Source organism: Streptomyces graminofaciens (assembly GCF_030294945.1).
Classification (GTDB): Bacteria; Actinomycetota; Actinomycetes; order Streptomycetales; family Streptomycetaceae; genus Streptomyces; species Streptomyces graminofaciens.
The window spans coordinates 1,539,154-1,550,975 of sequence record NZ_AP018448.1 but is presented as its reverse complement, the minus strand read 5'-3'; the positions used below and the strand labels follow the sequence as shown (position 1 = coordinate 1,550,975).

Annotated in this window: 1 protein-coding gene and 1 pseudogene; both read left to right on the top strand. The window is 75.6% G+C overall.

The window, feature by feature from the left end:
- Positions 1-15: 15 nt before the first annotated feature.
- Positions 16-78: pseudogene (locus tag SGFS_RS51765) on the top strand (polyketide synthase docking domain-containing protein); the annotation flags it as partial.
- Between the two features lie 30 nt (positions 79-108).
- Positions 109-11,799, top strand: coding sequence for an SDR family NAD(P)-dependent oxidoreductase (locus tag SGFS_RS06875; protein WP_434028185.1), 11,691 nt, complete (start codon positions 109-111; stop codon positions 11,797-11,799).
- Positions 11,800-11,822: the final 23 nt, after the last annotated feature.

The window sequence follows — 11,822 nt, the reverse complement described above, 5'->3', positions numbered from 1 at the left end:
AGGTGACGGTGCACAGTGACTGACGGCACGCTGAACGACGACAAGCTCCGCGACTACCTCAAGCGGGTCGCGACCGACCTGCACCGCACCCGGCGGCGGCTGCAGGAAGTGGAGGCCCAGCAGCAGGAACCCGTGGCAATCGTCGGCATGAGCTGCCGGTACCCGGGCGGGGTCGAGTCCCCCGAGGAGCTGTGGCAGCTCGTCGCCTCCGGCACCGACGCGGTCGCCGACTTCCCCGCCGACCGCGGCTGGGACCTCGGCACCCTGCACGACCCGACCCGGGAGCGCCCCGGCACGACGTACGCCGCCGAAGGCGGATTCCTCACCGGCGCCGCCGACTTCGACCCCGGCTTCTTCGGCATCTCGCCCCGGGAGGCCCTCGCCATGGACCCCCAGCAGCGGCTGCTCCTGGAGACCACCTGGGAGGCCTTCGAACGCGCGGGCCTCGACCCGGGCGGGCTGCGCGGCAGCGACACCGGGGTCTTCGTCGGCGTGATGTACCAGGACTATGCCCTGCGGCTGAGCCAGGTCCCCGACGACATCCAGGGATACATCGGCAACGGCAACTCCGACAGCGTCGCATCCGGCCGCCTCTCCTACACCTTCGGCCTGGAGGGCCCGGCGGTGACGGTGGACACCGCCTGCTCGTCCTCCCTCGTCGCCCTCCACCTGGCCGCCCAGGCCCTGCGCCGACGGGAGTGCGGGCTGGCGCTGGCCGGCGGCGCCATGATCATGTCGACGCCGGTGCCGTTCGTCGAGATGAGCCGGCAGGGCGGGCTCGCCGCCGACGGCCGCTGCAAGTCCTTCGCCGCCGGGGCCGACGGCACCGGCTGGGGCGAGGGCGTCGGCATGCTCCTGCTGGAGCGCCTCTCGGACGCCCGCCGCAACGGGCACCCCGTGCTCGCCGTGGTCCGCGGCACCGCCGTCAACCAGGACGGCGCGAGCAGCCGCCTGACCGCCCCCAACGGGCCCGCCCAGCAGCGGGTCATCCGGCGGGCGCTCGCCGACGCCGGGCTCACCCCCGCCGACGTCGACGTGGTCGAGGCGCACGGCACCGGCACCCCGCTCGGCGACCCCATCGAGGCCCAGGCCCTGCTGGCCACCTACGGACAGGACCGGCCCGCCGACCGGCCCCTGCTGCTGGGCTCGCTGAAGTCCAACCTGGGTCACACCCAGGCCGCGGCGGGCGTCGGCGGCATCATCAAGATGGTCATGGCGATGCGCCACGGCACCGTGCCGCCCACCCTGCACGCGGAGCAGCCCACCCCCACGGTCGACTGGTCCTCCGGCGCCGTGGAACTGGTCACCGAGGCCGTGCCCTGGCCGGAGACCGGCGCCCCGCGCCGGGCGTCCGTGTCGTCGTTCGGCATCAGCGGCACCAATGGGCATGTAGTGCTGGAACAGGCGGGTACCGAGCCCGATGCGGCCATCCACGGAGAGGCTCTCCAGGGCGAGGCCGACGAGCCCGACGCCGCCGACGAGCCCAGCCTCCCGACCGCCCTGCCCTGGCCGGTCTCCGCCCGCAGCCGCGAGGCCCTCCGCGCCCAGGCCCGCCGCCTCGCCGCCCACCTCGACACGCACCCCGGACAGCGCCCCCTGGACGTCGGCCACGCCCTGGCCACCACCCGGGCCGCCCTCGAACACCGCGCCGTCGTGATCGCCGCCGACGAGGACGGGCTCCTGCGCGGCCTGCGGGCCCTGGCCGACGACACCCCGGAGCCCGGAGTGCCGCGCGGCACCGGCACCCCCGGCGCCGACACCGCGTTCGTCTTCCCCGGCCAGGGGTCGCAGTGGACCGGCATGGCCGCCGAACTGCTGGACTCCGCCCCGGTCTTCGCGGAGCGGATCGCCGACTGCGAACGCGCCCTCGCCCCCCACACCGACTGGTCCCTGACCGACGTACTGCGCGACGCCCCCGGCACCCCGCCGCTGGACCGCGTCGACGTGGTCCAGCCCGCGCTGTGGGCCGTGATGGTGTCGCTGGCCGCGCTCTGGCGGTCCTACGGCGTCGAGCCGTCCGCCGTCGCCGGGCACAGCCAGGGCGAGATCGCCGCCGCCGTGGTCGCCGGAGCCCTGTCGCTGGAGGACGGCGCCAAGGTCGTCGCGCTGCGCAGCAAGGCGATCGTCGCGCTGGCCGGGGCCGGCGGCATGGCGTCCGTACCGCTGCCGGTCGACGAGGTCCGTGATCTGCTGACCGCCTGGGACGGCCGCCTGTCCGTCGCGGCCGTCAACGGGCCCGCCTCCGTGGTCGTCTCCGGCGACCAGTCGGCGCTGGACGACCTGATCGACCGACTCACCGCCCGCGACCTCCGGGTCCGGCGGATCCCCGTGGACTACGCCTCGCACAGCGCCCACGTCGAGCGCATCCACGACGAACTGCTCCGACTGCTGGCCGACATCGGCCCCCGCCCCTCCGACATCCCCTTCTACTCGACCGTCACCGCCGAACCGCTCGACACCACCGGCCTGGACGCCGGCTACTGGTACCGGAACCTGCGCCGGACCGTCGAGTTCGAGCAGGCCACACGCGCCCTGCTCGCCGCCGGACACCACGTCCTCGTCGAGGTCAGCCCCCACCCTGTGCTCACCGTCCCGATGGAGGAGACCGCCAGGGCGGCCGGGGCCGACGAAGCCGTGGTCATCGGCACGTTGCGCCGCGACGACGGCGGCCGGGCCAGGTTCCTCGCCGCCGTCGGCGAGCTGTACGTCCACGGCGTACGCGTCGACTGGCGGGCCGCCTACGCCGGTTGGCGCACCCACCGGGCCGACCTGCCGACCTACGCGTTCCAGCGCAGCCGGTACTGGCTGGAGGACTCCGCCGCGCCCCAGGGCGACATGGCCTCGGCCGGGCTCGCCGCCGCCGACCACCCGCTGCTCGGCGCGGTCGTCGCCCTCGCCGACGGGGACGGCCTGCTCCTCACCGGCCGCCTCTCCACCCGCACCCACCCCTGGCTCGCCGACCACGCCGTGCGCGACGCCGCCCTGCTGCCCGGCACCGCCTTCCTGGAGCTGGCCGTGCGTGCGGGCGACCAGGTCGGCTGCGGCCAGGTAGAGGAACTCACCCTGGAGGCCCCGCTCGTCCTGCCCCCGGAGGGCGGCGTCGCCGTACAACTCGCCGTCGGCGCCCCGGACCGGGACGGACGGCGACCGCTGAGCCTGCACGCCCGTCCGGAGGGCACCGACGACGTGCCGTGGACGTGCCATGCCCGGGGGCTGCTGGTCCCCACCACCGAGGAGACGGAACCGGGCGAGTCGGCGGCCTGGCCGCCGGCGGGCGCGGAGCCGGTGGAACTGGACGGGCTGTACGAGCGGTTCGCGGAAGGCGGCTTCCGATACGGGCCCGTCTTCCAGGGGCTGCGTGCGGCATGGCGGCTGGGGGAGGAGGTGTTCGCCGAGGCGAGCCTGCCGTCGGAACAGCAGGCCGAGGCCGCGCGGTTCGGGCTGCATCCCGCGCTCCTCGACAGCGCCCTGCACGCGACCGGCCTCGGTGAGGCCGCCGAGGGCCGGATGCCGTTCGCCTGGACCGGTGCCGTCCTCCACGCGCAGGGCGCCACCGGTCTGCGGATGCGGATCACCCCCGCCGGACCGGACACCGTGTCACTGCGGGCCTTCGACCCGGCCGGACGGCCCGTCCTGACCGTCGCCGGCCTCGCCCTGCGGCCGGTCGCCGCCGGGAACTTCACGGCCCCGGCCGCCGGCCGCCACCACGACTCCCTCTTCCGTCTCGACTGGACGCCCGTCCGCGCGGTGCCCGGCCCCACGTCGGCCTCCTGGGCGATCCTGGGCCCCGCCGCCGACACCCTGGAGGTCGCCGGCTACGCGGACCTCACCGCGCTCCGGGACGCCGACGCACCCCTGCCGGACTTCGTCCTCGCCGACCTCGGCGCGGCCCCGGACGACCAGGCCGAGGGGCTCGCCGACACCACCCGCTCCGCGGTGCACGACGCCCTCGCACTTCTCCAGGACTGGCTGGCCGACGACCGGTTCACCGGGGCCCGCCTCGTCCTGGTCACCCGGGGCGCGATCGCGGCCCGGCCCGGCGAGGACGTACCGAACCTGCCGCACAGCGCGGTGTGGGGGCTGGTGCGCTCCGCGCAGACCGAACACCCCGACCGTCTCCACCTCGTCGACCTCGACCCGGACGCCGACCTGTCGGCCGCCCTGGCCGCCGTGCTCACCGCCACCGGCGAGACGCAGTTCGCGGTGCGCGGCACCGAGGTCCTCGTACCGAGGCTGGCCAGGATCCCCGTACAGGACGACCCGGCCCCGACGTTGGACCCCGAGGGCACCGTCCTGATCACCGGAGGCACCGGTCTGCTCGGCGCCCGCGTCGCCCGTCACCTCGTCACCGAACACGGCGTACGGCGTCTGCTGCTGACCAGCCGCAGCGGCCCGGACGCCCCCGGCGCGGACGAGTTGCGCGCCGAACTGGCCGTGCTCGGCGCGGAGTCGAGTGTCGTCGCCTGCGACGCGGCCGACGCGGAGCGGCTCGCCGAGGTCCTGGCCGACGTACCCGCCGGGCACCCCCTGACGGCCGTGGTGCACTCCGCCGGAGTCCTCGACGACGGAGTGGTCTCCTCCCTCACCCCCGAGCGGGTCGACGCCGTCCTACGGCCCAAGACCGACGCGGCCCTCAACCTGCACCGGCTCACCGCCGGTATGAACCTCGCGGCCTTCGTGCTCTTCTCCTCCGCCGCCGGTACCTTCGGCGGCCCCGGGCAGGGCAACTACGCCGCCGCCAACGCCTTCCTGGACGCCCTGGCCCACCACCGCCGGGCACAGGGCCTGGCCGGGCGGTCCATCGCCTGGACGCTGTGGGAGCGGCGCAGCGCCATGACCGGCCACCTCGGCGACGACGAGGTCCGCCGTATCGCCCGCTCGGGCCTGCCGCCCCTGACCGACGAGCAGGGCCTCGCCCTCCTCGACTCCGCGCTCACCGTGGACGAACCGCTCCTGGTGGCCCTCCGGCTGGACACCGCCGCGCTGCGCGCCCGGGCCGCGAGCGAACCCGTACCCCGTCTGCTGCACGGAGTGGTCCGGCTGCCCGCCCGCCGCCAGGCCGCCCTCACCACCGCTGCCGAGGACGACCGGAGCCCGCTGGCGGAACGGCTCGCCGCCCTGGACGCCCCCGCCCGCCGCCGCGAACTCCTCGACCTGGTGCGCGGTCAGGTCGCCGCCGTACTCGGCCACCCGACGCCCGAGGCCGTCGAGGCGGGCCGCGCCTTCCGGGACCTCGGCTTCGACTCGCTGGCCGCCGTCGACCTCCGCAACCGCCTCGGCAACGCCACCGGGCTGCGGCTGCCCGCCACCCTCGTCTTCGACCACCCGACCCCCGAGGTCCTCGCCGCCCACCTCGGCGGCGAACTGCTCGGCGCGGACACCGGCCGCCCGGCGACCGCCGGCCCGGCCGCCACCGGCGGCGGCACGGCGACCGACGAGGACCCGATCGCCGTCGTCGCCATGGGCTGCCGCTACCCCGGCGGAGTCCGCTCGCCCGAGGACCTGTGGGACCTGGTCTCCTCCGGCACCGACGGCATCGCCGCCTTCCCCGCCGACCGGGGCTGGGACCTGGACGCCCTCTACGACCCCGACACCGAACGCCACGGCACCTCCTACGCGCGGGAGGGCGGCTTCCTGTACGACGCCGGGGAGTTCGACGCGGGCTTCTTCGGCATCTCGCCGCGTGAGGCGCTCGCGATGGACCCGCAGCAGCGGCTGCTCCTCGAGACCTCCTGGGAGACGCTGGAGCGCGCGGGCATCGACCCGGCGACGCTGCGCGGCAGCGCGACCGGGGTCTTCGTCGGCGTGATGCACCAGGACTACGCCGCCCGGCTGCTGCCCCACATCCCCGAGGAGGTCGAGGGCTTCCTCGGCGCCGGCAACTCGGGCAGCGTCGTGTCCGGCCGCGTCAGCTACGTCCTGGGCCTGGAGGGCCCGGCGGTGACCGTCGACACGGCGTGCTCGTCCTCGCTGGTCGCCCTGCATCTCGCGGTGCGCGCGCTGCGCTCCGGCGAGTGCGCCCTCGCCCTGGCCGGTGGCGTCACCGTCATGTCCAGCCCCGAACTGTTCGTCGAGTTCAGCCGCCAGCGCGGCCTGGCCGCCGACGGCCGCTCCAAGCCCTTCGCCGCGGCAGCCGACGGCGTCGGCTTCGGCGAGGGCGTCGGCATGGTGCTGCTGGAGCGGTTGTCGGACGCCCGCCGCAACGGCCACCGGGTACTGGCGGTGGTGCGTGGCAGCGCGGTGAACCAGGACGGGGCGAGCAATGGGCTGACCGCGCCGAACGGTCCTTCGCAGCAGCGGGTGATCCGGGCGGCGCTGGCCGACGCCCGGCTGTCGCCCGGTGACGTCGACGCCGTCGAGGCGCACGGCACCGGGACCAGGCTCGGGGACCCGATCGAGGCGCAGGCGGTGCTGGCCACCTACGGCCAGGACCGTGAAGAGCCGCTGTGGTTGGGGTCGTTGAAGTCGAACATCGGGCACACCTCGGCCGCCGCCGGAGTGGGCGGTGTCATCAAGATGGTGGAGGCGATGCGGCACGGGGTGCTGCCCCGGACACTGCACGTGGACGCGCCGACCCCGCAGGTCGACTGGTCCGCGGGTGCCGTGGAGCTGCTGACCGAGGAGCGGTCCTGGCCCGCCGACCCCGACCGGCCCCGCCGCGCCGGAGTCTCCTCCTTCGGCATGAGCGGCACCAACGCCCACGTGGTGCTCGAGCACATCGACGAGAACATCGCGGAGCCGGAGTCCGAGGGACGGGTCCCCGTCCCCTGGGTCCTCTCCGGCCACACCCCCGAGGCACTGCGCGCCCAGGCCGAACGGCTCGCCGACCACGCCGACGCCCACCCCGGCCACGGCGCCGCCGCCATCGGCCTCGCCCTCGCCACCACCCGCACCCGGCACGACCACCGAGCCGTCCTGGTCGGCGACCGCGAGCAACTGACCGCCGGCCTGCGGGCCCTCGCGGCCGACGCACCACTCGCCACCGTCACCCGGGGCACCGCGACCGCCGTCGGCCGCACCGTGTTCGTCTTCCCCGGCCAGGGCGCCCAGTGGACCGGCATGGCACTCGAACTGCTCGACTTCTCACCGGTCTTCGCCGCCCGCATGGCCGCCTGCGAACGCGCCCTCGCCCCGCACGTCGACTGGTCCCTGACCGGGGTTCTGGGCTCCGCCACGGACCTGGAACGGGTGGACGTGGTCCAGCCCGCGCTGTGGGCCGTGATGGTCTCGCTGGCGGAGACCTGGCGGTCGTACGGCGTGGAGCCGGACGCCGTACTGGGCCACAGCCAGGGCGAGATCGCCGCCGCCGTCGTCGCCGGAGCGCTGTCGCTGGAGGACGGCGCCAGGGTCGTCGCCCTGCGCAGCAAGCTGCTGCGGGCCGTCGCCGGGCACGGCGGCATGGCCTCGGTGGCACTGCCCGCCGACCGCACCCGCGAACTGCTGGCTCCCTGGGGCGAGAAGATCTCGGTCGCCGCGGTGAACGGCCCGCGCTCCACCGTGGTCGCCGGCGAGACCGTGGCCCTGGCGGAACTCCTCGCCTCCTGCGAGAAGGACGGCGTACGCGCCCGGCGCATCGAGGTCGACTACGCGTCCCACTCCGCCGGCATGGACCCCCTCCGGGAGGAACTGGTCGGCGTTCTCGCCGACATCACCCCCATCACGGTCGGCACCCGGATGTTCTCCACCCTGGAGGCCGACTGGATCGAGGGGCCCGAACTCACCGCGGACTACTGGTTCCGCAATCTGCGCAACACCGTCGAGTTCGAGCCCGCCGTACGGGCCCTGACCGGCGCCGGATTCACCACCTTCGTCGAGTCGAGCCCGCACCCCGTGCTCGCCCCGGCCGTCCAGGAGGTGCTGGAGGACACCGAGTCCACGGGCGTGGTCGTCGGCTCCCTGCGCCGCGACGACGGAGGCCAGGACCGGCTGCTGCTCTCGCTGGGCGAGGCGCACGTCCAGGGCGTGCCCGTGGACTGGCCCGCGGCCCTCGGCCGCACGAGCAGGGCATCCCGGCAGGCGGCCACGGGATCCCGGCAGGTGGACCTCCCCACGTACGCCTTCCAGCGCACCCGCTACTGGCTCGACGCCCCGGTCCGCACCGGTGACGTGGCCGCCGCCGGGCTGGGCGCCACGGACCACCCGCTGCTGGGTGCCGCCGTCGATCTGGCCGACTCGGGGGAGCAGTTGCTCACCGGGCGGCTGTCGGCCAGGACGCACCCGTGGCTGGCCGACCACGTCGTCTCCGGGACGAACCTGCTGCCCGGCACCGCCTTCCTGGAACTCGCCCTGCGCGCCGCCGACGAGGCCGACAGCGCCCTGGTCGACGAACTGACCCTCCAGGCCCCGCTGATCCTCCCCGAACGGGACGGCGTCCACGTCCAGCTCCGCGTCGGACCGCCCGACGACAGCGGCCGGCGCTCCCTCGGCCTGTACTCCCGGGCCGAGACCGATCCCGGCGCGGACTGGACCCCGCACGCCACCGGAACCCTGGCACCCGGCGACCGCGCCGACGGCCAGCCCGCGCCCGCCGCCTGGCCGCCGGCCGGCACCGAGCCGGTCGACCTGGACGGCGTGTACGACCGCTTCGCCGAGGCCGGTTACCGCTACGGCCCCGCATTCCAGGGGCTGCGCGCCGCCTGGCGCAACGGCACCGATGTCTACGCCGAGGTCGCGCTCGAACGGCAGTCGGACAGCGCCGGCTATCTCGTCCACCCGGCCCTGCTGGACGCCGCCCTCCAGGCGTCCGCCCTGCTCGACGACCGGCCAGGCCCGGCCCGGCTGCCCTTCTCCTGGAACGGCGTCACCGCCCACGCCGCCGGTGCGTCCGCCCTGCGGATCCGGATCGGCCCGGCCGGCCCCGACGCGGTGAGCCTGGACGCCTGGGACCCGACCGGGCAGCCGGTCCTGTCCGCCGACTCACTGGTCCTGCGCCCGCTGGCCGCGAACCTGCTCGCCGCGGCCGTGGCGGGCCGGGACGGGCTGTACCGCCTGGACTGGACCCCCGCCCCCGGCGGCGCCGAGAACACCGCCCCGCTCACCGGCTGGGTGGACTACGACCACTCCGGCTCCGGCGCGCCCACAGCGGTCGTCTGGACCTGCCCCGCCGACATCGGCCCCGACGAGGCCGCCCGCATCCGAAACACCGCCGCCGCCACCCTCGATGTCGTCCAGCGGTGGCCGTCGGACATCCGCTCCGGCGACGCCCCCCTCGTGGTCGTCACCCGGAACGCGGTCGCGACCGGGCCCGGCGGCCACCCGGCCGACCCGGCGCAGGCCGCCGCCTGGGGCCTGGTCCGGGCCGCGCAGACCGAACACCCGGACCGTTTCGTCCTGCTGGACCTGGACGACACCGCCGGGTCGGCGGACTCACTGCCCCGCGTGCTCGGCTGGGCCCTCGCCGCGCGGGAGCCGCAGTTCGCCGTACGCGCCGGAAGCCCCCTCGTGCCCCGGCTGGCCAAGGCAGGCCGGTCCGGGACGCTCACACCGCCGCCCGGCGAAGCGGCCTGGCGGCTGGACACCACCGGGGACGGCAGCCTCGACGGCCTCGCGCTCGTGCCCTCCCCGGAGGCGAGCGCCCCCTTGGCCCCCGGCGAGGTCCGAGTGGCCGTCCGCGCCGCCGGTCTGAACTTCCGGGACATCGCGGTCAGCCTCGGCCTCGCCCCCGACCAGCGGATCCTTGGCAGCGAAGGAGCGGGCACCGTCCTGGAGACCGGCCCAGGAGTGACCGATCTCGCCCCCGGCGACCGGGTGTTCGGCATCTTCGGCGGCGCCTTCGGCCCCGTCGCGGTCGCCGACCGACGAACCCTCGCCCCGATCCCGCCCGGCTGGTCCTACGCCCAGGCCGCCGCTGTGCCCATCGCCTTCCTCACCGCCCACTACGGCCTGTTCGACCTCGGCGGCCTGGAGGCGGGGGAGACGGTCGTGGTGCACTCCGCGGCCGGCGGTGTCGGCATGGCCGCCGTCCAGCTCGCCCGGCACGCCGGGGCCGAGGTGTACGGCACCGCGAGCCCCGGCAAGTGGGACGTCCTGCGCGGCCTCGGCCTCGACGACGCCCACATCGCCTCCTCCCGAACCCTGGACTTCGCCGACCGCTTCCTCGACGCGACCGACGGACGCGGCGCCGATGTCGTACTCGACTGTCTGGCACGGGAGTTCGTCGACGCCTCCCTGCGGCTGCTGCCGCGCGGCGGGCGGTTCCTGGAGATGGGCAAGACCGACATCCGCGACGCCGACTCCGTGGCGGCCGCCCACCCTGGGGTCCGCTACCGGGCGTACGACCTGGCGGAGGCGGGCCCGGAGCGCGTCGCGGAGACGCTCGACCTGATACTCGACCTGTTCCGGCAGGGCGCCCTCACCCCGCTGCCGCTCACCTGCTGGGACGTACGCCGGGCCCCCGAGGCGTTCCGGTACGTCGGCCAGGCCCGGCACACCGGCAAGAACGTGCTCCTGCCGCCCACCACCCTCGACCCCGACGGCACCGCCCTCATCACCGGCGGCACCGGCACCCTCGGCCGACTGGTGGCCCGTCACCTCGTCACCGAACACGGGATACGGCACCTGCTGCTGACCAGCCGCAGCGGGCCGGAGGCCCCGGGCGCGGTCGAGCTGCGCGACGAACTGGCCGCGCTGGGCGCCGAGGTGAGCGTCGTCGCCTGCGACGCCGCCGACCGCGACCGGCTCGCCGAGGTCCTGGCCGGCGTACGGCGTCCGCTGACGGCCGTCGTACACGCCGCCGGACTCCTCGACGACGCCGTGGTCTCCTCCCTCACCGCCGACCAGCTGGAGCGCGTACTGCGCCCGAAGACGGACGCGGCGGTCAACCTGCACGAGCTGACCCGGGACCACGACCCGGCCGCCTTCGTCCTGTTCTCCTCCGCCGCCGCCCTGCTCGGCGGCGGAGGCCAGGCCAACTACGCGGCGGCCAACGCGGCCCTGGACGCGCTCGCCGAGCGCCGCCGCGCCGAGGGCCTGCCGGGACTGTCCATCGGCTGGGGCATGTGGGAGGAACGCAGCGGCATGACCGGCCACCTCGGCGAGGTGGACCTGCGGCGCATGAACCGCAGCGGTGTCACCCCGCTGGCCTCGGCGGAAGGGCTGGCCCTGTTCGACGCGGCCCTCCTCTCCGAGGACGCCTATCTGCTGGCCGCGCGGCTGGACACCGCCGCGTTGCGCGCCGGCGGCGGACAGGACGTACCGGCGCTGCTCAGCGGCCTGGTCCGGGCTCCGCGCCGACGGGCCGCCGCGGCGAACGGCGACGGCGGCGGGGAGGCCGCGGGCCTCGCGGACCGGCTCGCCCGGCTGTCCGAGGCGGACGCCCACCGCGCGCTGCTGGACCTGGTCCGCGGGCACGCGGCGGCCGTCCTCGGCCACCCCTCGCCCGAACTGGTCCAGCCCACCCGGGCGTTCAAGGAACTCGGCTTCGACTCCCTCACCGGCGTCGAGCTGCGCAACCGGCTGTCGTCCGCGACCGGCGTACGGCTGCCCGCGGGCATGGTCTTCGACCACCCGACCCCCGACGTACTGGCCCGCCACCTCGCGACCACCACCGGCCGGCAGCGCCCGGCCAGGGCTGTCGCGCCGCTCGCGGAACTGGACCGGTTCGCGGAACTGGTCGCCGGCCTCGCGCCGGACGCCCCCGACCGGGACCGGCTCTCCCAGCGGCTGCGCGAGGTGCTGGCCCGCCTGGAAGCCACCGAACCCGCCGGACAGAACGGCGGCCAGGTCACCGCGGACCACATCGAGTCCGCCACGCACGACGAGATTTTCGACCTCATCGACAACCAGCTGGGCATCTCGTGACGCCCCGGATCCATGTACGTCCG